The sequence below is a fragment of the Mycolicibacterium anyangense genome (assembly GCF_010731855.1).
In the GTDB taxonomy this organism is placed as follows: domain Bacteria; phylum Actinomycetota; class Actinomycetes; order Mycobacteriales; family Mycobacteriaceae; genus Mycobacterium; species Mycobacterium anyangense.
Map to the genome: position 1 here is coordinate 1,454,193 of NZ_AP022620.1, position 23,014 is coordinate 1,477,206.

Here is a 23,014-nt window from a genome sequence, read left to right on the forward strand (position 1 = left end):
CGGCAGCCTTGCCCGCATGTCTGACACCCTGCTGGGCGCCATTGCCGTCGCCTCCGCCATCGCACTCGCCACGATCATCGTCGCCGCCGGTCTGTGCGGCCAGCCGCCCCGACCGTCGCGGCGCCGACCCGCGGTCCCCAGGACCGTCGCGCTCGGCACGGTCTGGGCTATCGCCGACTCGGTCGACCCTCTGGTGGTCATCGAGGTCGACAGTGTGGCCGGCGAACGCCTCGCCGGCCGACTGTGCCACCGCGAGGGCGACCCCGCCGTCGCGGCGCTGCGGCCCGGGATGATCCTGCTGGTCACCTTCGACCCGCAGGCCCCCGACCGGATCGCGCTGGCCGACGACGTGATCGCGGTGCGCGCCGCGACCGGTCAGCACCGGGTGCGCCGCGGGCCGCTGCGCGACCACCAGCTCGACCTCATCCGGCATGGCACCCGCTCGTCCGGCGTCGTCACCGGGATGCGCAGCACCAGCTGCGCCGACGATGATCTTCGCGAGGTCGAGCTCGACGTGATGGTCCGGCGCCGCGGGGGCGGACAGTTCCCGGCCCAGGAGACCACGGTGGTGCCGGCCGCGTCGCTGCCGCGACTTTCCCCGGGCAGCATCATCGATGCCTACTACCATCCGCAGGACGAGAGCACCGTGGCCGTCTGCCTGCCGCCCGGCTGACCCGGTCACCGAGCACCATCCACCGAAAATGTCACCAGCGCCGCCCAATACAACGGGCTGGCGCTGGTGTCGCCATCGCGCCAGCGCCGCATCTGGTCGCGCTGCCACTGATTGAGTGCGACGATCGCGTCCTCGGATTCGTGGGCCTCGTCGACCGCCACGACCACCTCGGCCATCGGATCCGTCAGTCGCCCGGCGAACCGCCGGTAGCCGGCCGTGGTGGGCAGTGACCACAGCGTCGCGGTCACCAACTGGCTGCCACACAACACCATGGCAGCCACCAGCCCGGTGGCCTCGTCGAACTGGTAGTCGCCACCCGAACCGCAGGCCAGCAATGCCACCCGAGGGGGCATCGGCAGCTGAGCCGACATCAGGTCGGCCGCGAGCAGCGGGCGATGATCGCCAACCGGTTCGGCGGCCCCCGGAAGTGCCGAGGTGCACGCAAGGTGGATCGCGGCGCGATCGGCATAGCCGTGCGCCCGGTCGGCGGCACTGGCATGGCCGACGTACAGCAGCCGGCCGGGTCGGTGCCTCAGTTGGTCGGCCAGCCAGCCGCGGTCGGCATCGCTGCGGCGAAACAGGTCGACCGCCGAGCCGGCATCCGGTAGTACGGCGCGTTGCACCATGACCTGACCGAAGTGTCGCGACAGGACGGTCTCGGCCGACGGGCGCCCCAGAACCGAACCCAGTGCCGAGTCGGGCCGTTGCCCGGGAACCCGGGGGTCGAGAACCAGAAGTACTGGGCCCGAACGCCGTTCGGCCCAGCTCACCGATGTCCGCGCCGAATGGGTGATGTTCGGGGGGACGGCCATCACCACGTCGGCCAGCTCCATCAGCCGGCGGCCTTCGGTCAGGGTGTCGATGTCGGCGAGCTGCCACGCGATGCGGGCCGCCCTGGTGCCCCGCGTGGTGATCGCGTCCGCCCTGGCCGCGATCAGCTCGTCGCGGCTCGGCCCGGTCAGCGGGACGGCGACCAGCCCCCAGGGGATGCGCGCCAGCCGTGCGCTCGGCGAGATGTACAGCAGCGGGCGGGGACCGGCGGCACAGTCGGCCAGCAGCTGCCAGGCCGGGGCGCAGATCAGCAGCACGCCGAGGATGTAGGCCAGCGTGAGCTCGCGGTCGGGGCTGGCGAACGGGCCGCTGGTCAGCGCACGGTCCAGCGCCTCGGCCAGCGTCTCGCCGCCCTGCGGATCGGGCAGCGCGCCCTGCAGTTCCTCGATGGCCGCCAGCAGGATCGGTTCCTCGACCACCCAGGTGACCGTGCGGTCCGGCCGTCCGACGACCCGCAGGCTCGCATAGGTGGCGACGCCGAGATCGGCGAACCGCAGTACCAGCGTGGTGGATGTCATGGCCATGTCGTCCACACCGGGCCATCGGAGGTCACGACCTGCCCGTAGCGGCTCTGGGCCAGCTGCCGGTAGCGCTCGAGGACGGCCCCGCCGGCCGGATCCATCTGCAGGGAGGGCAGCGGGCCGAGAGTGGTCAGAGTGAGACCGTCCACCGAATCCCCGGCGGCGGCCAGCGCCTCTTCCGCCGCGGTGTCGGCCACCACCGTGGTGGCGACTCCGCCATCCCAGGTGGACGCTTCATCGAGCGGTTCGTGCGCGAATGTCCCACGCGCACTGTGGTATTCGATCAGCTCACCGAGCAGCTCGGTGTTCTCCCACTCCCAGGCCACCGAGAAGGCGCCCGCCAGCATCCGGCCTGAGACGTGGGCTCCCCAGCGCCAGCGGGATTCGGCGTCGCGCATCGAATACCGAACCGAGTCGACGGCCAGCGCAGCGGGGATCTTCAGCTCTGCCGCCCGTTCGAGCTTGGCCATGGCACTGCGGTGCGCCGGACTCCCGGGCTCAACGTGGGTGACACCGAGCGACGCCGCCTGCCGGGCCTCGGTGGCCCGGTAGTCGTCGGTCGGCTCACTGATCCCGTCGAAGCCCATGTCGGCCAGCGCATCCGCGCGCCAGATGTTGCCGAGGTGGTCGTCGAGGCGCGCATACTGCAGCCAACTCGAGCGCGGCCACTGGTCCAGCAATTCGCGGGCTTGCGCCACCAGTTCGACCGCCTCGGCGAACCGGCCGCGGAACACCGAGATCCAGCTGCGCTGCACCAGGATCCGGTGGATATGCAAGGGCTTGTTGATCTCTCGCCAATGCCGCTCGGCGTGCGACCACGATTCGTCGGCCGCGTCCACCATGCCGACCCCGAGCCGGGTGAGCCCGAAGTACAGCCACGACCGTGACACGTCGTGGGCGCGGTTACCCTCGGCGAGCGCCGGGTAAGCACCCCCGACAAGGCGTTCGGTGCTCTGGTGGTCACCTCGGATCCAGCTTGCCGCGGCTTTCTCCAGTTCGGCTCGCGCGCAGTACAAGGTCCAGTCCCGGCGCTGCGCGCGGGCACCGGCCCGCTGTAGCCACTGCTCGCCCTCGGCCAGCCGACCGGTCTCGACACAGAACCGGCCGTAGGCCAAGCCGCCGGCGACCAGCACCTGATCGACGGCGTCGGAGGGTTCGGCGAGCTGGTCGATCACCGGAATAACGTTGCGCCACAGGGCTGCTGCCCGGGCGTGCAGATCGTCGTCGGCCAACGCCGTCGCGCACAGCACACCGGCCAGCGTCGCTAGGTGCTGCTGGTCGGCGGCCAGCTCCGGGAACCGCTGGCCGCCCTCGTCGTCCTGCAGGATGGCGAGTTCGAGCGCGGCCTGCTCGTGTTCGCCGTGCGCCGCCGCCAGGCCCACCCGCAGGAATTGGGCCCGCATCCGGTAGCGCCGCACCATCCGATCGGCGTCGGAGCCGGGCGGAGCCTGCGCGTAGCCGGCCAACGTGTCGTCGATCCGCCGCAGACATTCCTCGGTGCCGTCGTAGGCGGTTCGGTTGAGATACAGCTCGCCGAGCAGGGCGAAGGCCTCCAACGCGTCCTCGTCGCGCTGCGCGCGCTCGATCTCGGGAAGTGCCGCCAGCAGAACGTCTTTGGCCGCCTCCTCCTTGGCGGCCAGGATCAGCTGGCGAGCGTGCTGCAGCTGGCCGGGGATCGACACGGCGCCATCATAGGTCGGCCGGCCCGCCAGCCCGGACAACCGCCGGGATGGCGGACGTGCCCGACACGTCCGCCATCCCTGTCCTTGCTGGCTCAACTCAACTGCAGCTGACGGTGATCTCGAACTTCTTGGTGATCATGCCGGCCATCGGGTTCTTCATATCGGCGCCGGCGGCTTCACCGCTGATGGTGTAGGTGCTGCCGTCAACCTTGACGTCGGCAGAACCAGTCTTGACTCCCATGGTGTCGCTCACCGCGAGTGCGTTGCCATCGACCACCATGCCCAGTGAGGTCACCTTCGGCGTGGGTTCGTCGGTCATGACCACACCGAGGCCCTGCTGACCGCCGATGGCTCCACTGGCGATGTTGATGTTGCCGCCCTGTTTCACGCACGTCACCGTGCTCAGGTCCAAACCCGGCAGATCGCTTCCGTCGACCTTGACCGAGGTCTTGCCGGTGCCGGCGTGTGCGGCGGTGGCGGTCGCAGAACCGGTCGCCGACGCGGTGCCCTTGCCGCTGCTGTTGTTGTCGGAGCACGCCATCAGCAGCATGCTGCAGCCGATCACGCCGACACCGACCGCGAGAACTCGTTTCACCTGTATTCCCTTCGCTCTTCCCGTCGCCCCGGTGGCGCCGTCGAGAGCAAGTACAGATGTGGTCCTCGGCTACCGATCCCAACTTCGGCCCGGCGCGGGCTGGGCCCGGCGAGCCACGCGCGCGTGCCAGCGCAGTCGCAGGATCAGCAGGCCACGGTGTGCCTCGAAACCCACGGACAGCGGGTCGCGCAGCCGGGACGTGCGGTGCCGGCGTGTCGATGCCATGCCCCCAGTGAACCGCATTCCGGCGAACGATGACTGTCGCGCAAGTGACCGGTACCGTGCCGGTTGCGGACCATCCCCCGCAGCGGGCTGGCAGTCAGCATCCAGCTTCTTCGCAGAAAGTGGCTCTAGCCTGTGAATTCGCGTCCCGACGGCTGTGACGCAGCAGATCAAGCGGGCATGGGAGGCGGAAGAACGTGAACAAGGTCATCGGACTGGGAGTCGGGGCGGTTGCCCTGTCTGCGGTATCGGCCGGGTTCTTCGGGACCGGGCTGGCAGCCGCCGACGACTACGCCGGCAAGTCCTACTCGGACGCCTCCTCGGCGATCAGCGGCGCCGGGGAGAAGGCGGTCATCGCCACCTCCGTCGGTGATGCCGTGGATCAGGCCGACTGCGTGGTCACCCGTTCGCAGAAGGCACCCTGGCTCAAGGGCGACAACTTCAGCCCGGTGACCGACACCGTGCTGCTGTTCCTGAACTGCAACGCCAAACTGGCCAGTGCCGGCAAGCCGGGCAATTCGCTGGCCAGCCCGGAGGGCGCGGCCGAGAAGGCCACTGAGGATCAGCAGGCTGCCCAAGCCGCTCAGCAGGCCGCCCAGCAGGCCGCCAGCGACCAGAGCCAGTCCACCGCCCTGCTCGGCGGCAGCAACTCGGGGTAAACCGCCCGGGTTGCCGCCGCGAGCGTAGGCGGCAAGGATCGGCAGCGATGGACGCCACATTCGCCAATGAGCTCGCCGACCTCGACGCGATCGGACAGGCCGCGCTGGCCGCCGCCGGAGAGATCTCGGCGCTGGAGCTGCTCGAGGCCGCGATCACCCGGCTGGAATCGGCCCGCCGGCTCAACGCCGTCATCACCGACCTGTTCGAGCGCGGCCGTGATCAAGCCGCCGCACTCGACGCCGCCGCGACACTACGGAACGGATCGGCCGGTGCACTGGCCGGAGTTCCGTTCCTGCTCAAGGATCTTGGCGCCTCGCTGGCCGGGGCGCCCGAAGCGATGGGCAGCCGCGCCCTGCGCACCTATGTCGCCGATCAGACGGCGTGGCTCGTCGAGCGCTACCTGCAGGCCGATCTGGTGGTGTTCGGCAAGACCAACACCCCGGAGTGGGGAAACCACTGCACCACCGAGCCGTCGCTGTTCGGTCCGACCGTCAACCCGTGGTCACCGGCCATCACACCGGGCGGTTCCTCGGGCGGGTCGGCGGCGGCGGTCGCCGCCGGCATCGTGCCCGCCGCCTCCGGCGGTGACGGCACCGGCTCGATCCGGGTGCCGGCATCCTGTTGCGGCCTGGTCGGGCTCAAACCCCGCCGCGCCCGCACCTCCTTCGCACCCGGGGGGCACCTGCTGGACGGGCTCGCTGTCGAGCACGCCCTGACCCGGACCGTTCGCGACAGCGCGGCGCTGCTGGACGCGGTCACCGGGTCGGCGCCGGGCGACCCGTACAACGCACCGCTGCCGCCGCAGCCGTTCACCGCGGCCCTCGATCTGGTGCCCGCGCCGCAGCGGATCCTGCTGGCCACCGAGTCGCCGTTCCCCGGACCAGGCACCGATCCCCTGGTCACCGCGGCCGTCGAAGCCACCGCCCGGGCCCTTGCCGGTCTCGGCCACCGGATCGACACCGGCGCCCCGTCGTTCGACGCCGACGCAGTGGCCGACGCCATCGCGGTGCTGCACACCGTCAGCAATGTGCAGCTGTACAACCTGGCTGCCGCGCATCTGGGGCGCGAGCCGCGCGAGGACGAGTTCGAGCCGAGCACCTGGGTGATGATGCGGGAAGGGTTCACCACCAGTGGCGTCGCACACGCCGATGCCGTCGACTCGCTGCACGCCCAGACCCGCCGGTTCGCCGCCGGCATGGCCGGCCACGACGTGCTGCTCACCCCGACGCTGCTGGCCCCGCCGCCGCCGTACCGGGTGCTGGATCAGCCGCGGGGCACCACGCGCGCCTTCTTCGACGTCGAGTTCGCCCACACCGGCTGGACCACGATGGCCAATGTCACCGGTTGGGCCTCGATCTCGCTGCCGCTGGGGGTCACCCCGGACGGACTGCCGATCGGCGTCCAGCTGACCGCACCGGAGGAAACTATCCTGCTGCAGCTGGCCGCGCAGTTGGAAACCGCACTGCCATGGGCGGATCGCCGGCCGTCGGGCTGGTTGGGCGGCCACTGACCTGCAACGGTCAGCCTCAACCTGGTCGGGCGGCCCCGGCCCGCGTGCGAGACTGAGCCCATGGCTGTCTCTATCGCCCGCCCCAAGCTGGAAGGCACCATCGCTGTCGGCGAGGACCGGCAGATCGGCTTCGCCGAGTTCGGTGATCCTCAGGGGCGTGCGGTCTTCTGGCTGCACGGCACCCCCGGGGCCCGCCGGCAGATCCCGCTGGAGGCGCGGGTGTTCGCCGAGCAGCGCGGTATCCGGCTCATCGGTCTGGACCGGCCGGGGATCGGCTCGTCGACCCCGTTCCAGTACGACAACGTGCTGTCCTTCGCCAACGACTTCACCACCATCGCCGACACGCTGGGTGTGGACACCATGGCGGTGGTCGGCCTGTCCGGGGGCGGGCCCTACACCCTGGGCTGCGCAGCGGCGTTACCCGAACGGGTGGTGGCGGCCGGTGTGCTCGGCGGTGTCGCCCCGACCGTCGGTCCCGACGCGATCGGCGGCGGCCTGATGGCCCTGGGCGCCGTCGCCGCACCGCTGCTCGACGTGGCGGGCGGACCGATCCGGCTGGTGGCCGGCACCGTCATCCGGCTGGTCCGCCCGGTGGCAGAACCGGCCATCCTGCTGTACGCGGCGATCTCACCGGAGGCCGACCGCAAGATGCTGGTGCGTCCAGAGTTCAAGGCGATGTTCCTCGACGACCTGCTCAACGGCAGCCGCAAGCAGCTGGCCGCACCGTTCGCCGACATCGTGGTGTTCGCCAGGGACTGGGGTTTCCGGCTCGACGAGGTGAAGGTGCCGGTGCGCTGGTGGCACGGCGACCGCGACCACATCGTGCCGTTCGCCCACGGCCAGCATGTGGTCGGCCTTCTGCCCGACGCGCAGCTCTACCACCTGCCCGGCGAAAGCCACCTCGCCGGGCTCGGCCGCGCCGAGGACATTCTCGGCACCATGCTGGACATCTGGGATGCACAAGAAAACCGTTGAGCGGCAATGCTTGTCGCTGGTCGCCACGGTGATGCTCGCACTGTGCTCGGCATCGCCCGCGCACGCCGCACCCGATCCGGTCGCACCGCCGGACTTCGTCGCTCTGCAGGACGTCGACCCGACGATCGTGCAGGAGATGCGCTACCTCACCCCGCACAACTTCACCGGTGACCCGGTCGACGGCTATCGCTCCCCCACCTGCATCCTGACCCGGGCGGCCGCCGACGGACTGCACCGCGCCCAGCAGGAATTCCTCGCCCGCGGCTACACCCTGAAGGTGTACGACTGCTACCGCCCGCAACGGGCGGTCAACGACTTCGTCGCGTGGGCACAGGATCTCGGCGACCAGCGGATGAAGGCGGAATTCTATCCGCGGGTGGACAAGTCGACGCTGTTCGCCGACGGCTACATTGCCGAGAAGTCCGGGCACAGCCGCGGCAGCACCGTGGACCTGACGCTGGTCGCGCTGCCCGCCGCCGCCGAGCCGCCCTACGTTCCCGGCCAGACTCTGGTGGATTGCGCTGCGCCACAAGCTATCCGGTTCCCGGACAACTCCATCGACATGGGGACCGGGTTCGACTGCTTCGACACCCTGGCGCACACGCTCGACCCGCGCATCGAGGGTGACCAACTCAAGAACCGGCTGCTGCTCACCGAAGGTCTCGAACACCAGGGCTTCGTCAACTACGACCAGGAATGGTGGCATTTCACCTATCGGCCCGAGCCCTACCCCGACACCTACTTCGACTTTCCGGTCGACCGCGCTGCGCTCACCGGATAGCGGACCCGGTTGCCGCCATTTCCATCCTTCCGTCTGATTCTCATGGCGAACGTCCCACCATGCGTGGGCCACAAGTCCCTGGCACTGCACCGAGCCCGGTTGGGAGGCTAGGCCGGTACTGAAGAAACCGGTGCATGACGGCGATCTCGTCGCACCGCCGTCGGAAGGCTCTTTCGGATGAACGATTTCGCCGATGAGAGGCGTTACGCCTGGCGGATGATTCGCGCCGCTCGCCGCGGACAGCCCCGTACGGAGCTGGTCGCGCTGCTGGACAAGGCTCTCGAAGCCGGCCTGGACCGGGCTGAACTCGTCGCCGAACTGGCTGATCTCGGCGGCCGGTTCTTCGCACTGTGCGACCTGCAGACCACGGTCTGCTACGACATCGACGCCGACGACGCGCAGACCTGCCTGAACTAGGCCGAGCCGGCCTCGCCGCGCAACGTCCGGCGCAACAGGTGCATGGCGACGGTGGTCGACCGTTCCCGGATGTCGGAACGGTCGCCGGGCAGCCGCAGCGACCGGCTCACCGTGGTGCCGTCGGCCAGCCGCACGCAGAACCACACCGTGCCCACCGGTTTGTCCGCAGTGCCGCCACCCGGGCCGGCGATCCCGGTGGTGGCGACCGCGGTGTCGGCACCGAACCTGTCCAGCGCGCCGGCGGCCATCGCTTCGGCGACTTCCTGCGACACCGCGCCGTGGGCGTCGATCAGGGCAGCATCGACACCGAGCAGTGCCGTCTTGGCCTCGTTGGCGTAGGCGACGATGCCACCCGCGACGTACGCCGAGGAACCCGGCCGGTCGGTCAGCCGGGCGGCCACCATGCCCGCCGTACAGGATTCGGCCGTGGCGATTCGCCGGCCGGCCAGCAGCGCGGCGACCTGGTCGTCGACCAGTGATCCGTCCTCGGAGAACACCATCGACCCGTGCCGTTCCCGGACCAGCGCCATCAGCTGCGCGTAGACCGCGGCGCTGTGCGGCTCGTAGCGGGTGACCATCTCCACCTCGCCGCGTCGCAGGCAGGTGGTGATCTCCAGGGCACTGAAATCTCCGACAGTGCGCTGTGCCTCGCGCAGCGTCTCGGCCAGTGCGGACTCCGCGAGCCCGAACATGCGCACGGTGTCCTGGTGGTAGACGGTCCGGCCGGCAATGGCCTGGGCGACGATGTCGCTGGCCACGGCGCTGGGCCACATGGCCTGCAGTTCACGCGGCGGCCCGGGCAGCACCATGACCACCGGCGACCCGGGCACCACCACACCGGGCGCGGTGCCCACCGGGTCGATGACCTGGGCGCCGGCCGGCACCATGGCCTGCTTGCGGTTGGCCGCCATCACGGCGTCGAAATCCACCCCGGTGTAGCGGGCCATCAGCGACCTGAGGATCCCCGCGATGGTGGCTTCGAGTTCGGTGTCCAGGACCAGCTCCCGACCACAGAAGCGGGCGACCGTCTCCACCGTCATGTCGTCGGCGGTCGGGCCCAGCCCGCCGGTCGTCACGATGAGGTCGACACCTTCGGCGGCCAGGAACCGCAACTGGGCCTCGATATCGGCGGCACGGTCGCCGCAGATCGTGATGTGGGCCAGCTCGACACCCAATTCCAGCAACCGGTCGGCCACCCACGGGCCGTTGCGGTCGGCCACCCGGCCGGTCAGGACCTCGGTGCCGGTGACGACGATTCCCGCCCGCGCGCTCATCCGCGCTCAGCCACGGATGCTGCCGGGCGTGCGGACCACCAGCGGCACGGCCGGGAAGCAGGCCGCCATCTCCGAGCGCGACCTGCGCAGCGCGGCGGTGCCGTAGCCCTTCTGGCGGTGCTCGGGGTGAATCCAGATCCGTACGTTGACCTCGCCGTCGACCAGCTCGCCGAACACCAGACCGACCTTCTGGTCCCCGTCGAGGGCGACGAACCAGGCCGCCTCTTCGGCATTCGACCGCTCGCGCGCCGAACGGATCTCGTCGTCGAGGTCACCGGCGGGCGAACCCGAGCCGTCGCCGGCGGCGCCGATCTCGTCGGTGCGGGTGGCGAACAGGTCCCGGTCGTCGTCATGGGAGAACGGGCGCAGCTGCAGCCTGTCGTCGGAGCTGGCCGGCCGCTCGCCGAGGGTGAAGCTGAGCTGGCTGTTCAGGTCCTCGATCTCCTGGGCGATGCGGCGCCGCGCATCCTTGGTGAGCTGGTCGAACGACATGCCGATGACGGCCTCACCGCCGCGCCGGGAGATGCCCAGCAAGCTGGTGATCTCCGTGATCGCGGTGTCCCGGTCGGCGGATTCCACGATGACGTCGAGCACTTCGTGCCTGCGTTCGAGCGCATTGAGCAGGGCGTCGGCGATCTCGCGGCGGGCAGCGGCACGGTCTTGGTCGGTCATGCCCGTAAGCCTAGATCGGTCGCCGGGGTCGGGCGGCGGCCTCACCCAACTCGGGTGTGATCGTGCCAAGATGTGCGGTGCGGCGGATGGCGTCATGATCGAGGTGACACCTGTGCCCAGCCACACACAAACCAGCACGGGCAGGGCGGGTTGCCCTCTGCCAAGATGTACCCGCGACACCTGCCGTTTGCCATGCCGTTGTCGTGTCGCAATCAGAAGGAGTCGGACGACGGTGGCCAAGAGGCTCGCAGCGGTCCTCGTGGTCGTGCTCCTGCTGGTGTGTGCTGGCGATGACCGGGTGTTCTCCGGTCCCCCGCCGTCATCCGCCCAGGACATCGAACTGGCCACCGGCTGGAAACTGGCCTCAGCCAGCGGGCTGGACGCCGACGGCCGGCAGGTATCGCAGGCCGGCTACGACGACTCGCGCTGGCACCCGATCAAGCGGATGCCCGCCACCGTTCTGGAGATCCTGCAGGAGGACGGGGTCTACCCGAACCTGTACTACGGCAAGAACATGCTCACCGAGGTTCCCCAGGACCTGTACAAGCAGGACTGGTGGTATCGCACAACCTTCGATGCGCCGGCCGACCAGCAGACCTATGTGCTCGACTTCCCGGGTATCAACTACCGCGCCGATATCTGGCTCAACGGTCGCAAGATGGCCTCCAACCGCGACATCGTCGGCATGTACAACGGCCACGAACTCGACGTCACCTCTGCGATAGTGCGCGGCAAGCCGAACACGCTGGCCGTCAAGGTGACACCGGAACGGGCCATCCAGGACGTGAACGGCGTCGAACTCGCCGACAGCTGGTACGACTGGATCAACTGGCGCTATCTGGGCTACCAGGGGCCCGACAAGAATCCGGCCAACGGCAACTCCTTCGTCCCCGATCGCAACGCCGGGATCTGGAAACCGGTGCACCTCAAGACATCCGGGCCCGTTCAGATCAGCGCGGCCACCGTGAACACCGAGCTTCCGCTGCCCGACACCGACCGCGCCAAGCTGACGGTGTACACCACCCTGCACAACTATTCGGCCGACAAGGTCCGCGGTGTTGTGCGCGCGACGATCAGCCGGGCCGGGAAGGTGCCCATCCACGTCGAGGAACCGGTGTCGCTGCAACCCGGTGAGGATCGCGAAATCTCGTTGACGCCAGATCGTTTCGCCGCACTGACCGTCGTCAACCCCGATCTGTGGTGGCCCTACACCATGGGGGCGCCGAACCTGTACGACCTGCGACTGGAGTTCGTCCAGAATCAGGTCGCCACCGACGTCGCCACCCAGAAGTTCGGGATCCGCACCATCACCCAGGGCCGCGACAGCGACGACTCGTTCGCCGACCTGGGCACCGGAGGCAACTTCTTCCTGAAGGTCAACGGCAAGGACTTCCTGGTGCGCGGCGCCACCTACACCCCGGACCTGCTCTACAAGTACGACCCGGACCGCGACGGCGCCATCCTGCACTACGTCAAGGACCTCGGCCTGAACATGCTGCGGTTGGAGTCCAAGATCTCCTCGACCCGCTTCGTCGAGATGGCCGACGAGCTGGGCATCCCGCTGATGTACGGCTGGATGTGCTGCAACCAGTGGGAGAAGTGGTCGCAGTGGGACGACGAGGACCGCCGGGTGGCCCAGGAGAGCCTGCGCTCCCAGATCGACGTCTTGCGCTCGCATCCGTCGGTGTTCATCTGGGCCAACGGCAGTGACGGACGTCCCCCGGCCGAGGTGCTGGCGAACTACCACCGCATTCTCGACGACCTGCACTGGCAGAACGCGACGGTGGATACCGTGTCGTCGTTCGCCCGTGATGCCAGCGGCCAGCCGCAGTGGGACGGTATCCAGATGGCCGGGCCCTACAGTTGGCGCCCGCCGTCGTACTGGTTCAGCGGCCGCTACGGCGCGGCCCGCGGATCCTCGGCCGAGCAGGGCGACAACGAACACATCCCGCCATATGCCAGCCTGCGCAAGTTCATCCCGCCCGACAAGCTGTGGCCGATCAACGACACCTGGTTCTTCCATGCCGGGTCCGGTCCGCAGAACTCCCAACTGGTGAACGTCCGTCGTGTCATCGACCGCCGCTACGGCCCGTCCACCAGCGCCCAGATGTTCGCCGCGAAGGCGCAGCTCGCCCACTACGAGGCCACCCGGGCCCAGTTCGAGTCGTTCGCCGCCAACGGCTGGGACGGCCACAAGATGACGATCTACTGGATGCTCAACAGCCACTGGCCGTCGTTCTTCGGCAACATCTTCGACTACTACCTGCGTCCCGGCGGCGCCTACTACGGCGCCAAGAAGGGACTTCAGCCGCTGTCGGTGGTGTTCGACTCCTACGCCACCGGAAGCCACCGGGAGGCCCGGGTGACCGTCGTCAACCAGACCCCCGACAAGCGGGAGAACCTGCGGGTGCGGGTGCGCACCTACGACGTGGCGGGCAGGCTGCGCGACGACCGTGCCGCCGAGGGCGTCAGCGTCGACTCGGGGGCGGCGGTGCAGGCGATGACGCTGCCGCCCGGCCCTGCCGACTCGCCGGTGTTCTTCGTGCGCTGCGAACTACTGGACTCCACTGGCGCCGTGGTGGCCGACAACGTCTACTGGCAGTCCCAGATGGTCGACGACGTGGGGCCGCCGGCCAACGACGCCGCCTTCGATTCCAAACAGGTCAGCTGGGCCGACATGACCGCACTGAACTCGCTGCCGAAGGTGCCGCTCGACATCAGCGCCGGCGCCTCCGACGGTGGCCGCACCGTCCGCGTGCAGCTGCACAACCCGACCACCCGGATCGCCTTCTTCGAGCGGGCCGAACTGCTGACCGGCCCGCTGGCCGACGAGATCCTGCCGATCCAGTACGACGACAACTACGTCACCGTGTTCCCCGGCGAGACCGTCACCGTCACCGGAACCGTGCCCGACGGCGGTCCACCGGCACAATGGGTGAGGGTCACCGGCTACAACAGCGCACCGGTCGTGGTGCAGGTGCGCTGAGGTTCGCCGTTCGCCGGTGTGCCCTAGGGTTCGGGTGGCCCCGCCGTCGTCGTGGAAGGGATTGAGGACATTGCTGCAACACGCCCTGGTTGTGGCAGCTGCCCTCGCCGGCGCGGTGTTCGCCGCGATCGGCATCGTCGTGCGCCAGCGCGCCACCATGGACGTGCCCGCCGATCAGGGTGTCAGCACGGTGATGATCACCACGCTGCTCCGCCGCCGGCTGTGGTGGGCGGGCAATGCCGCGGCGGTCACCGGGTACGCCTTCCAAGCGGTGGCACTGGCCTACGGCTCGATCATCCTGGTGGCACCGCTGCTGGTGTCGGCACTGCTGTTCGCCCTGCCGCTGAGCGCGCGGCTGGCCCACCGCCGCGTCACCCGCTCGGAGTGGGGCTGGGCGGTGCTGCTGACGCTGTCTCTGGGAGTGTTCGTCGCGCTGGCGCGCACCCAACCCGGGGACTACGACGGATCGACATGGACGGCCGCGATCGCCGCCGGGATCTGCCTGGTGTTCGTCGCGTGCTGCGTGCCGGTGGCGCTGCGGCTCACCGATTGGCGGCGGGCGCTGCTGCTGGCCGTGGCGGTCGGCGTGCTCTTCGGGGTGGTGGCCGTGCTGACCAAACTCGTGACGCACATCCTGCGCGAGGGTGACGCGTCGCGGCTGTTCGCCTCACCGGTGCTGTATCTGCTGATCTTCGTCGGGGTGGTGGCGACGCTGCTGCAGCAGTCGGCCTTCCATGCCGGCTCACTGCGGGCGTCGGTGCCGGCCATGCTGGTCCTCGAACCGGTGGTGGCCGTGCTGCTCGGCGAGGTGGTGCTCGGCGAACACCTGGCGGTGACCAAGCCGGTCGCGGTCGCGCTGCTGATCGCGGCGGGGACGATGGCCGCCGCGACCATCGCCCTTGGCCGTGACGAAGGTGCCTGGGAGGACGAGCTCGAGGCCGCCAAGGCCGGTGTGACGCCGGCCAGCTAGCCGCCGACCACCCGACTGGACTGCACCGCACCCAGGTCGGCGGCGGCCCGCTCGCCGGCGAGCAGCGCCGCCTCGATCCCCGAGTGGGTCAGGAAATCACCGGCCAACCGGAGCCGGGCTGGCATGGCGTCGCGGGCCCGGCGCATCGCGGCGTAGTGCCCGGGAACCGGCGCGATGAGCGCGACCTCCATCGGGAAGACGCGGCTGAAATCGGGTTCGGTGTCACCGAATGCCATCGCAACACCACGACGGGCCTTAGCGATGATCTGCTCTTCGGACAGGCCCCGGGTCTGCGCGTCGTCGAGCCAGATGCTGACGGTCTGTCCGCCTGGCGGCACCGATGCGGGCGCGCGACGCCCGTTGAGCAGCGCGCCATAGTTGTGGTGCATCCCCGGCGCCCCGTGGACCACGAGGTCATAGGGCACCCGCGGCCAGGGATCGCGGTGGTAGCCGAAGACGATGTGGTGCGCTGTCACCGGGACCACTGCGGCCAGAGCATCGGTGATCGCGCTGTCGACGACGCCGTCGAGCAGGACGGTCGCGGTGCGCACATCGGTGGCGACGACCGCCGCATCCGCCTCGACGGTGCCGTCGGGGGTTCGCACGACGACGGTGTCGGCAGTGTGCTCGATCCCGAGTACCGGGGTGTTGAGGCGCACGTCGTCGACACCGGCCAGCAGCCACTCGGCGATGCGCCCGAGCCCACCGTCGGGCACGGTGAGTTGAGTCCGCTGAACCTGGGTGAGCAGCGTCCTCAGGAAGGCCGCCGAGATCGTGGTGGGGTCGGCCCCGGTCAGCGGATCCATCAGGGGCCGCACAACGTATTCGAAGGATCGCGGTCCCAGGTGGTCGCCGGCCCACTCGGCCAGTGTGCGTCCGTCGTCTGCGGCGGCGAGGTCGTCGATGTCGAAGGGACCACGATCGGGGCTCAGCGCCAGGCGCCCGATTTCGCGCGCGGCCCGCAGCCGGTCACCGACGGTGAGCTGCGGCATGCGCAGCAACGTCCAGGGCCGGTCGAGCCGGACCCGGTGCTTGCGGCCGGTGTCGTCGAGTACCGCGGTGCGTGCGGGCCATCGGCGCATCGCCGGAAGGTGACCCTGTTCGCGCAGGATGGACAGGGTGCGGGCGTAGGAACCCATCACGAAGATGGCACCGGAGTCGATCGAGAACCCGTCGAAGGTGACGGTGCGCACCCGGCCGCCGATCCCGTTGGCCGCCTCGAGAACGACAGGGTGGTGCCCCTGCCGCTGCACGGCCCTGGCCGCAGCCGCGCCGGCGACACCGGCGCCGATGATGGCAACTCGCATCGAACATCTCCTCATCCCGGGATGGCTGTGGGGGAAACTACCGCCGCGCGCACCAATTGCCAACACCTGTCGACAATTGCCGACATACGTCGACAAACTGTCGGCCGAACGTAGAATCGGGCGGTGCCCAGCTCAGCCGCCGGCGTTCGGCGCCACCGGCCGCGGCCTGCCGGCCCGTCGGCCGGGGACCAGCGCCGCGCGCGCCTGCTAGCTGCACTCGACGAGTTGTTGGAGACGCGGGCCTTCACCGATATCGGCATCAACGATGTCGCCCGCAGAGCAGGTCTGAGCCGGCCCTCGTTCTACTTCTACTTCCCCAGTAAGGCGGCGGCGGTAGCCGCACTCCTCGGCGACATGTACCAGAACGTGCTGCGGACCGCGCCGTGGTTCGATCAGCATTCCGGCGACCCCCTGACGCAGCTGCGATCGGGAATCGAGCACACCGCCACCATGTGGCGGGCACGGCCACGGCTGATGGCGGCCATGCTCGACGCCGTCCACGACGACGCCGACGTCAAGTCCACCTGGGATGACTGGCTGGCGGAGTTCGAGGTCCGCACCGCTGCGCGGGTGCGAGCGGATCAGGCCGCAGGCGCCGCCCGAACCGATATCGACGTCGAGGCCATGGCCCGCGTTCTGGTCGGTGTGATCTTTCACGCGATGGAGGATGACGTCCGCGATCTGCAGGCCGGCCGACCGCCGCGACCGCAGCTCGTCACCACCGTCTACGACGTGTGGCGACACTCCCTCTATCAGTGAAAACTGATCGCCGACAAAGCTTTTGGGCGGGGCATCACCGAGCCCAGGGACCGACGCCTCCCACCGAGTCGATCCGGATGTGGGTGATGAATCCGGGCGCAGTGTCCTTGGGCGGGAATTCGCCGTCACCCTTGTACAGGGTGGCGGCCAGTTCGCTCAGCAGCTCGGGCGCGCCGCCCTCCTCGACCCGGCCGATGCCGGTGATCAACAGATACGGGGTCAGCGGCGCCGCCGAATCGGGTGCCACGATGGCCAGTGCGACGCGGCCGTCCCGGCGGATGTTGCGGACCTTCTTCCGTTCGGCCCGGTGGGCGGTGACCAGCTCATCGCTGCCGTCTGGACCGGTGCGCACAGCCACCCAGACCAGCGATACCTGGGGGCTGCCGTCGGCGTTCAGCGTCACCAGGGTGGCGTCGGCACCCTGACCGATCAGGGCGCGGGCGGCGTCGTTGAGTTTCATGTGAGCTGTAACGCCGAACGGTGTGCCGCATTCCCGGCGCTCACGCGTTGTCCAGCGACAACGTCACCTCAGCGCCGCGGGAATCGACGCGGTCGAGAATCCCCGCCGGAACCCGGAACACCCGGCCCGGCGCGGCAGGCCATGGCAGCGACGCCGCCCCCACGATCCGGCCCTCTTGGCGGGCAACAACTTTGGGGAATCGCACCAGGGTGTCGGTCCACAGCAGCAGCCGGTTGCGGGCCGGCGCGGGATCTCCGGGCCGCAGGATGTTCGGCGCGACCCACCGCAGGGGTGGCGCGACCTGGATCCGGACGCCCTGCTTGGCGGGACGCTGACCGCCGAGATGGGCCCGGACCTGTGCCGCCACATGACGGCCGTCCAGTGCGGCGATGTCGGCGGTGTCCACCGGGTGCAGCAGGTTCCCCGCAGCGAAGACCCCCGGCCTGCTGGTGCGCAACGCGGTGTCGACGACCGGGCCCAGCGTGCCGGGGTCGATCGCCAGCCCCGCCGCCCGGGCCAGTTCATGATCGGGAATCCAGTTGCCGGTGAACACCACCGTGTCGCAGGCGACAACCCGGCGGGCGCCGGTGTCGAGGTCCTCGATCTCGACTCCCGTGACCTCGGGCTTGCCGATGATGCGCACCACCCGGGTGCGACGCGCGATCCGGACGTTCAGCAGTGGGGTCCTGCCGGCCAGGTTGAACACCCCATAGGATTCCGGCGACGGGTAGGTGGTGGTCATCAGCACGGTCTGGCATCCGGCGTGCTTGAGGGTGAGAACCGCTGAATAACTGACCAATTCGGCTCCGACGACCACCGCCCGGCGGCCAATGTCCCGATGCTTGAGGTGCACCAGATTCTGCAGCTGCCCGGTGGTGTAGACCCCGGACGGCCGGTCACCGGGGATCAGCAGGGCCGGCCGGGCCCGCTCCCGGGCACCGGTGGCCAGAACGACGGCGCCGGCCCGCAGTGCCGAACGACCCTGCGGCGCGGTGACCGCCACCGCGGTATCGCCCACCCAGCCGGTCACCGTCGCGTTGGTCCGGATGGTCGCGCCCGCATCCAGCGCCGTGGCGGCCAGCCGCCGCGCGTAGGCCGGTCCGCTGATGAACGTCTTCATGTCACGGATGCCGTAGCCCGGATGGTCACTGTGCCGAGGGATGCCGCCGGCGTGGGATTCCCGTTCCAGGACAACCACTTTCAAGCCAGTTCCACGGGCAAGCTCGGCCGCAGCGGTCAGGCCCGCCGGGCCCGCGCCGATGATGGCGACGTCGGCGATATCGGTAGCGGTCATGGCTGGCTCTCCGGAGAACTCGTCAAGGCGGGCGGGGTGTGCGAGCGGGACTCGAAGAGCTCCTGGACCTCGGCACCGCAGTAGAAGGCTTGGCAGCGGCCGTTCATGGCGCGGGTGCGCCGACGCAGCCCGTCCAGGGTGGCCGGCGGGATTACCGACTGGCACGCATCGCGGATCTCCCCCTCGGTCACCCGCTCGCAGAAGCACACGACGCGACCGTAGGCGGGGTCGGCGGCGATCAACTCGTCTTGTTGGTAGGGCCGCGGGAAGGCCTCCCCCAGGTTGGGCATCCGCGGCGGGGCGGGCAGATCGGTCCGCTGCGGACTCGCCAGCCCGGCCGAGGCGAGGACATCTCGCACGTACTCGGCGATGGCCATCCCCGCCGTGAGTCCGGTCGAGCGGATTCCCCCGACGAGCAGATAGCGCTGGACCGGATCGGCCTCGATGAGATAGTCGCCGTGGTCGATCGCCGCCCGCAATCCGGCATAGGTGGCGGTGACCTCCTCGGCGAGCAGGGCGGGCATCAGCCGGCGACCCTTGTCGAGCAGGAACTCGAAACCGGCTTCGGATGTACCGGTCGCGGTGCGGTCCTGCAGATCCTCCGAGGTGGGGCCGAGCATGACATTGCCGTAGATCGTCGGGCTGATCAGTACACCCTTGCCGCGGGCGGTCGGAACCGGCAGCACGATCTTGTCCACCAGCGCGCGGGCGAGTTTGTCGTAGACGATCAGTTCGCCGCGACGGGGGGTGACCGTGAACCGGTGGTAGCCGAAGAGCGCGTCGAGATGGTCGGCGCCGAGTCCGGCGGCATTGACCACCCACCGCGCCGTGATCGCAGTGCCCCGCTCGGTGTGCAGCGTGGTCGATTCGTCACCGACCTCGATGCTCGCCACCCGGTGGTCGGTGAGCAGCGTGGCGCCGCGGTTGACGGCGTCGGTGGCCAGCGCGAGGTTGACCGTCCACGTGCAGATGATCGACTCGTCGGGCACCGTCAGCCCGCCGAGCGCGCCCGGACCCAGATGTGGCAGTTCGGCGTAAACGGCTGCGGCGTCGACGATCTCGCACCGCTGATAGCCGTTGGCTTCGGCCTTCTCCTTCAGTCCGGGCAGCGCCTCGAGCTGTTCGGCGTCCCACGCCACCAGGATGGCGCCGGTCGGCTCGACGGGAATTCCGGTCTGGGCGGCATAGTCGGACAGCAGCCGATAACCGCGGCTGACCATCCTGGATTCGAGGGTGCCGGGCTTGGCGTCGAAACCGGTGTGCAAGATCGCGGTGTTGGCCTTGCTGGTGCCGTCACCGACGTCGGCGCGCCCCTCGATCAGCACGACGCGCAGGTCGCTGCCGGCCACGTCGCGGGCGATGGCGGATCCGACGATGCCGGCACCGATGACGGCGACATCGCAATCCACGGACGTCATGGCATCTCCTGTTCTGAGTAGGTGCTGGCCGCCAGGGCGCGCCAGCGGTCCCGGAAGTCGGCGGCCCGATCGGCCGTCCAGGACGGTTCGTAGGTGGCCGACGGCTGCCAGGCGGGGACCACGTCGCGCACGGACAGCTGCGGCGCCAGGCTGAGCTCGGCCAGCGCCGCCGCGCCGAGTGCGGTGGCATGCGGCGAGGGATAGATCTCCACGGGTAGACCGACGATGTCCGCGCACGCCTGCATGAGAACCTTCGATTGGGTCAGGCCGCCGTCGGCCCGCAGCGCGATCAGCGGTGCCGGCGCGTCGGCGTCGATGGCGCCGACCAGTTCGGCGATCTGGGCGGCGATGCCCTGCAGCACCGCAAGAATGACCTGCCCCCGCCCGGTGGCCAGTGTCATGCCCGACAGCGTCGCGGTGGCCTGCGCCTTCCACCAGGGGGCGGCCAGGCCGGCCAGGGCGGGAACGCACAGCACGCCGTTGTTGTCCGGGGCGGCCAGCTCATCCATCTCGGCGGCACTGGTCATGATGCCCAGGGTGGTCAGCCACCGCACCGCCGATGCCGCCGTGTACACCTGGCCGTCGACACAGAAGGTGTCCGCGCCGGCAACCCGCCACGCCAGCGAGGAGGTCAGCCCGCTGCTCGAGTGCACCGCACGAGAGCCCGTGTTGGCCAACAGGAAAGCACCGGTACCGAAGGTGCACTTCGCCATCCCCTGATCGAAGCAACCCTCAGCGAGCAGCGCCGCCTGCTGATCGACGACGATTCCACCGACCGGGATATCTCCCCCGAATGCCGTTGTGCTACCGATGATCTCGTCGTTGGACACAATGGTCGGCAATCTCTCGCCGTCCAGGCCGAACAACGCCAGCAGCTCGCGACTCCAATCCTGTCCGCCGAGCTCGACCGCCAGCGAACGGCTCGCGGTGGTGGCGTCGGTGACGAAGGCGCCGGTGAGCTGGTGCAGTAGCCAACTATCCGAGGTGGTGACCACCCCGCCCGGCTCGACGGTGCGGCGCAGCCAGGCCATCTTCGGAGCCGAGAAGTACGGGTCGAGCACCAATCCCGTTCTGGCGGAGAACAGGTCGGCATGTTCGGTCATCGCCGCGCAGACCGGCTCGGCGCGGCGGTCCTGCCAGACGATGGCCTGGCTCAGCGGCCGTCCGGTGTCGGGATCCCAGGCCAGCACCGTCTCGCCCTGGTTGGCCAGCGAGACCGCCCGGATGGGGCGGGCGGCCTGTGCGACCGCCGCCCGCCCGGCATCCAGGACGGAGTTCAGCATCTCGTCGGGATCCTGTTCGACACCGCCGCCGTCGAGATAGCGCGGGTGTACCGCGATCTCGGCTTGGCCGACGACCCCGTCCTTGGGGTCGACGACGATGGCCTTGGTGCCGGACGTACCCTGATCGATCGCCAGAACGCTCACGTACTACCCCTGCTGGTGGTGATGGGCGCCGACGAGATCCAGCTCGGCGTCGATGGACCGGAGTTCGGGCATCTTGAGTCCTTTCGTGCCACGGGTCGCGAGCAGGTAGCCCAGGTAGACCGCGCCGATCCCGACCATGACGGCCACATAGAGCCAGGGCTGTGCGAACGACGCGTCCCGGAACAGCGACAGCGCGAACACCAGCCAGACCACGGCGACCACGATGATCGGAATCTCCCAGCGGCCCAGGCTGAAACCGCCACTGGCCGGCAGCCGGCGACGGGTGGCGATGTAGAGGGCGACGGTGATCGCATAGATGATGGCGGGCAGCAGGGTCGCCGCCGAGAACAGGATGAACAGCGCGTCGGTACTGGTGGAGAACAGTCCCAGGATGACCGCCGAGATCGTGGTGACCGCGATCGTCGCGTTCAGCGGGGTCTTGGTTCGCGGCGAAACCTTGTGCAGCGCCTGCCATCCGGGGAAGCGCTGATCGCGCGACATCGCCCAGACCAGTCGCACACCGCTCATCACGATCACCAGTCCGCAGGCGAAGATGGCGATGGCCACCAGCACGAGCAGCGCGGTACCGACGAAGGAACCCAGGATGTCCTTGATGACGTCGGCGATCGGGGTGCCGGATTCGGCCAGGGCGCTCGGATCGTTGACCGCCGCGGTGACCACCAGCAGGAAGAGGAATCCCAGCACGCCGGACGCCAGCACCGCTTGCCACATAGCCCGGGGCACGACGATTTCGGGTCGCTTGGTCTCCTCGGCGAGATTGGCGGCCGACTCGAATCCCACAATGGTGAACGCACCGAGCAGGAACCCGAGCATCCACGGGCCGACGCTGGTCGCGGTGCCGAAGCTCCAGTACCCCTCGGCCGGGATGTCACCGCGGGAGAACAAGTTGCCCATCGAGAGTTTGTGCGCGATCACTCCGACGATGAACAGCAGCACGACCAGCGCCACCATGCAGACGAGTTCGGCGGTCACCGCGAAATTGTTCACCCGTTCGGTCCACTTGGTGGACAGACCGACCAGCAGTCCCTGCAGCACCAGGACCCCGGCGGTGATCAGGAAGGAGGTCAGCGCGGTTCCGGTGAAGTCGAACAGGGCGGGCACGACGGTGGCGGCCACCGTGTAGTCCACGGCGACCGACACGATGGCCAGGAAGGTGAACGAGATCCATCCGGTGATCCAGCCCAATACCGGGTTGGCCAGCCGGGACACCCACTGATAGGCGTAGCCGGTGACCGGGATGCGGGCGGCCAGCGCTCCGAGCAGCAGCGCCACCGCGAGTTGGCCGACGATCACGATCGGCCAGGTCCAGATGCCGAGCGGGCCTGAACTCTTCAGGACGCTGCCGTAGGTGGTGAAGATTCCGGTCGCGATGGAGACGAAGGCAAAGGCCACCGCGAAGGATGCGAAGCGCCCGGTGGAGCGTTCCAGGGTGTCGGTATAGACGCCCGCGCGTACCAGGGGTTCGCCGGTCGGTGTGGAAGAATCTGTCATTGGATCGGACTCCTTGAGTCGAGGGTTTCGCCTGAAAGCGGTTCGGTCCCGCGGGCGGCGCTGCAACG

At 69.2% G+C, this 23,014-nt stretch carries 21 protein-coding genes; 9 read left to right on the plus strand and 12 right to left on the minus strand.

The genetic code is table 11. The features are described 5' to 3' along the window. The first annotated feature begins 16 nt into the window (after positions 1 to 16). Complete coding sequence (locus tag G6N35_RS06880; RefSeq protein WP_163803576.1) at positions 17 to 673, plus strand: hypothetical protein; 657 nt, start codon at positions 17 to 19, stop codon at positions 671 to 673. Positions 674 to 678: 5 nt separating this feature from the next. Here G6N35_RS06880 and G6N35_RS06885 read toward each other — a convergent pair whose 3' ends face one another. The 4 genes from G6N35_RS06885 to G6N35_RS06900 all read right to left on the minus strand — a co-directional run bounded on the left by G6N35_RS06885 (position 679) and on the right by G6N35_RS06900 (position 4,527). Further along, positions 679 to 2,028, minus strand: a complete 1,350-nt coding sequence (locus G6N35_RS06885) for a CHAT domain-containing protein (RefSeq protein WP_163803577.1) — start codon at positions 2,026 to 2,028, stop codon at positions 679 to 681. After that, entirely contained in the window at positions 2,019 to 3,707 is a 1,689-nt protein-coding gene (locus G6N35_RS06890) for a hypothetical protein (RefSeq protein ID WP_163803578.1), read from the minus strand. The genes G6N35_RS06885 and G6N35_RS06890 overlap by 10 nt, the downstream gene beginning before the upstream one ends. 97 nt (positions 3,708 to 3,804) lie before the next feature. Continuing rightward, positions 3,805 to 4,302: a lipoprotein LpqH gene (locus tag G6N35_RS06895; RefSeq protein ID WP_246224240.1), complete on the minus strand. Its 498-nt coding sequence runs from the start codon at positions 4,300 to 4,302 to the stop codon at positions 3,805 to 3,807. Positions 4,303 to 4,371: 69 nt separating this feature from the next. Next, positions 4,372 to 4,527: a hypothetical protein gene (locus G6N35_RS06900; protein ID WP_163803579.1), complete on the minus strand. Its 156-nt coding sequence runs from the start codon at positions 4,525 to 4,527 to the stop codon at positions 4,372 to 4,374. A 194-nt stretch (positions 4,528 to 4,721) separates the two neighbouring features. On the opposite strand from G6N35_RS06900, the gene G6N35_RS06905 reads away from it, so the two are divergent. The 5 genes from G6N35_RS06905 to G6N35_RS06925 all read left to right on the plus strand — a co-directional run bounded on the left by G6N35_RS06905 (position 4,722) and on the right by G6N35_RS06925 (position 8,867). Beyond that, positions 4,722 to 5,183 carry a hypothetical protein gene (locus tag G6N35_RS06905; RefSeq protein ID WP_163803580.1) on the plus strand — a complete coding sequence of 154 codons (462 nt, stop codon included), beginning with the start codon at positions 4,722 to 4,724 and terminating at the stop codon, positions 5,181 to 5,183. A 47-nt stretch (positions 5,184 to 5,230) separates the two neighbouring features. Then, a complete protein-coding gene (locus G6N35_RS06910; RefSeq protein WP_163803581.1) occupies positions 5,231 to 6,694 on the plus strand; it encodes an amidase in 1,464 nt (487 codons plus the stop codon). Between the two features lie 60 nt (positions 6,695 to 6,754). Beyond that, entirely contained in the window at positions 6,755 to 7,669 is a 915-nt protein-coding gene (locus tag G6N35_RS06915) for an alpha/beta fold hydrolase (RefSeq protein ID WP_163803582.1), read from the plus strand. Beyond that, positions 7,650 to 8,450, plus strand: a complete 801-nt coding sequence (locus G6N35_RS06920; RefSeq protein ID WP_163803583.1) for a M15 family metallopeptidase — start codon at positions 7,650 to 7,652, stop codon at positions 8,448 to 8,450. The genes G6N35_RS06915 and G6N35_RS06920 overlap by 20 nt, the downstream gene beginning before the upstream one ends. Positions 8,451 to 8,627: 177 nt before the next feature. Next, positions 8,628 to 8,867, plus strand: coding sequence for a hypothetical protein (locus tag G6N35_RS06925; protein WP_163803584.1), 240 nt, complete (start codon positions 8,628 to 8,630; stop codon positions 8,865 to 8,867). Here the strand turns inward: G6N35_RS06925 and G6N35_RS06930 are convergent. Together G6N35_RS06930 and G6N35_RS06935 are read right to left on the minus strand one after the other, a co-directional pair. After that, on the minus strand, positions 8,864 to 10,141 hold the full coding sequence (locus G6N35_RS06930) for a competence/damage-inducible protein A (RefSeq protein ID WP_163803585.1): 1,278 nt from the start codon (positions 10,139 to 10,141) through the stop codon (positions 8,864 to 8,866). The two genes, G6N35_RS06925 and G6N35_RS06930, sit on opposite strands and share 4 nt — an antisense overlap. 6 nt (positions 10,142 to 10,147) lie before the next feature. Continuing rightward, positions 10,148 to 10,813: a GNAT family N-acetyltransferase gene (locus G6N35_RS06935; protein WP_163803586.1), complete on the minus strand. Its 666-nt coding sequence runs from the start codon at positions 10,811 to 10,813 to the stop codon at positions 10,148 to 10,150. Positions 10,814 to 11,045: 232 nt separating this feature from the next. On the opposite strand from G6N35_RS06935, the gene G6N35_RS06940 reads away from it, so the two are divergent. Beyond that, complete coding sequence (locus G6N35_RS06940) at positions 11,046 to 13,799, plus strand: glycoside hydrolase family 2 protein (protein WP_246224241.1); 2,754 nt, start codon at positions 11,046 to 11,048, stop codon at positions 13,797 to 13,799. Between the two features lie 70 nt (positions 13,800 to 13,869). Beyond that, entirely contained in the window at positions 13,870 to 14,769 is a 900-nt protein-coding gene (locus G6N35_RS06945; protein WP_163803587.1) for a DMT family transporter, read from the plus strand. Here G6N35_RS06945 and G6N35_RS06950 read toward each other — a convergent pair. Next, positions 14,766 to 16,076 (minus strand): protoporphyrinogen/coproporphyrinogen oxidase, encoded by a 1,311-nt coding sequence (locus G6N35_RS06950; RefSeq protein ID WP_163803588.1) that lies wholly within the window; start codon positions 16,074 to 16,076, stop codon positions 14,766 to 14,768. The two genes, G6N35_RS06945 and G6N35_RS06950, sit on opposite strands and share 4 nt — an antisense overlap. A 123-nt stretch (positions 16,077 to 16,199) precedes the next feature. Between G6N35_RS06950 and G6N35_RS06955 the strand changes: the two genes are divergently transcribed. Further along, complete coding sequence (locus tag G6N35_RS06955; RefSeq protein WP_163803589.1) at positions 16,200 to 16,835, plus strand: TetR/AcrR family transcriptional regulator; 636 nt, start codon at positions 16,200 to 16,202, stop codon at positions 16,833 to 16,835. A gap of 34 nt (positions 16,836 to 16,869) precedes the next feature. Here the strand turns inward: G6N35_RS06955 and G6N35_RS06960 are convergent, their stop codons facing one another. Genes G6N35_RS06960 through G6N35_RS06980 form a run of 5 tightly spaced genes read right to left on the minus strand, consistent with a single transcriptional unit; the run spans position 16,870 to position 22,946 of the window. Further along, positions 16,870 to 17,295, minus strand: coding sequence for a pyridoxamine 5'-phosphate oxidase family protein (locus G6N35_RS06960; protein ID WP_163803590.1), 426 nt, complete (start codon positions 17,293 to 17,295; stop codon positions 16,870 to 16,872). A gap of 40 nt (positions 17,296 to 17,335) precedes the next feature. Further along, a complete protein-coding gene (locus tag G6N35_RS06965; RefSeq protein WP_163803591.1) occupies positions 17,336 to 18,589 on the minus strand; it encodes an NAD(P)/FAD-dependent oxidoreductase in 1,254 nt (417 codons plus the stop codon). Continuing rightward, positions 18,586 to 20,007, minus strand: coding sequence for an NAD(P)/FAD-dependent oxidoreductase (locus tag G6N35_RS06970; protein ID WP_163803592.1), 1,422 nt, complete (start codon positions 20,005 to 20,007; stop codon positions 18,586 to 18,588). Before G6N35_RS06970 ends, G6N35_RS06965 begins: the two co-directional genes overlap by 4 nt. After that, positions 20,004 to 21,434: an FGGY family carbohydrate kinase gene (locus G6N35_RS06975; protein ID WP_163803593.1), complete on the minus strand. Its 1,431-nt coding sequence runs from the start codon at positions 21,432 to 21,434 to the stop codon at positions 20,004 to 20,006. The genes G6N35_RS06970 and G6N35_RS06975 overlap by 4 nt, the downstream gene beginning before the upstream one ends. Positions 21,435 to 21,437: 3 nt before the next feature. After that, positions 21,438 to 22,946, minus strand: coding sequence for an amino acid permease (locus tag G6N35_RS06980; protein ID WP_163803594.1), 1,509 nt, complete (start codon positions 22,944 to 22,946; stop codon positions 21,438 to 21,440). Between the last annotated feature and the right edge of the window lie 68 nt (positions 22,947 to 23,014).

Bases quoted from the DNA above. Each gene is read 5' to 3' on its own strand.
- G6N35_RS06880 (WP_163803576.1), top strand. From the start codon at position 17: ATGTCTGACACCCTGCTGGGCGCCATTGCCGTCGCCTCCGCCATCGCA.
- G6N35_RS06885 (WP_163803577.1), bottom strand. From the start codon at position 2,028: ATGGCCATGACATCCACCACGCTGGTACTGCGGTTCGCCGATCTCGGC.
- G6N35_RS06900 (WP_163803579.1), bottom strand. From the start codon at position 4,527: ATGGCATCGACACGCCGGCACCGCACGTCCCGGCTGCGCGACCCGCTG.
- G6N35_RS06910 (WP_163803581.1), top strand. From the start codon at position 5,231: ATGGACGCCACATTCGCCAATGAGCTCGCCGACCTCGACGCGATCGGA.
- G6N35_RS06915 (WP_163803582.1), top strand. From the start codon at position 6,755: ATGGCTGTCTCTATCGCCCGCCCCAAGCTGGAAGGCACCATCGCTGTC.
- G6N35_RS06920 (WP_163803583.1), top strand. From the start codon at position 7,650: ATGCACAAGAAAACCGTTGAGCGGCAATGCTTGTCGCTGGTCGCCACG.
- G6N35_RS06925 (WP_163803584.1), top strand. From the start codon at position 8,628: ATGAACGATTTCGCCGATGAGAGGCGTTACGCCTGGCGGATGATTCGC.
- G6N35_RS06930 (WP_163803585.1), bottom strand. From the start codon at position 10,141: ATGAGCGCGCGGGCGGGAATCGTCGTCACCGGCACCGAGGTCCTGACC.
- G6N35_RS06935 (WP_163803586.1), bottom strand. From the start codon at position 10,813: ATGACCGACCAAGACCGTGCCGCTGCCCGCCGCGAGATCGCCGACGCC.
- G6N35_RS06950 (WP_163803588.1), bottom strand. From the start codon at position 16,076: ATGCGAGTTGCCATCATCGGCGCCGGTGTCGCCGGCGCGGCTGCGGCC.
- G6N35_RS06960 (WP_163803590.1), bottom strand. From the start codon at position 17,295: ATGAAACTCAACGACGCCGCCCGCGCCCTGATCGGTCAGGGTGCCGAC.
- G6N35_RS06965 (WP_163803591.1), bottom strand. From the start codon at position 18,589: ATGACCGCTACCGATATCGCCGACGTCGCCATCATCGGCGCGGGCCCG.
- G6N35_RS06970 (WP_163803592.1), bottom strand. From the start codon at position 20,007: ATGACGTCCGTGGATTGCGATGTCGCCGTCATCGGTGCCGGCATCGTC.
- G6N35_RS06980 (WP_163803594.1), bottom strand. From the start codon at position 22,946: ATGACAGATTCTTCCACACCGACCGGCGAACCCCTGGTACGCGCGGGC.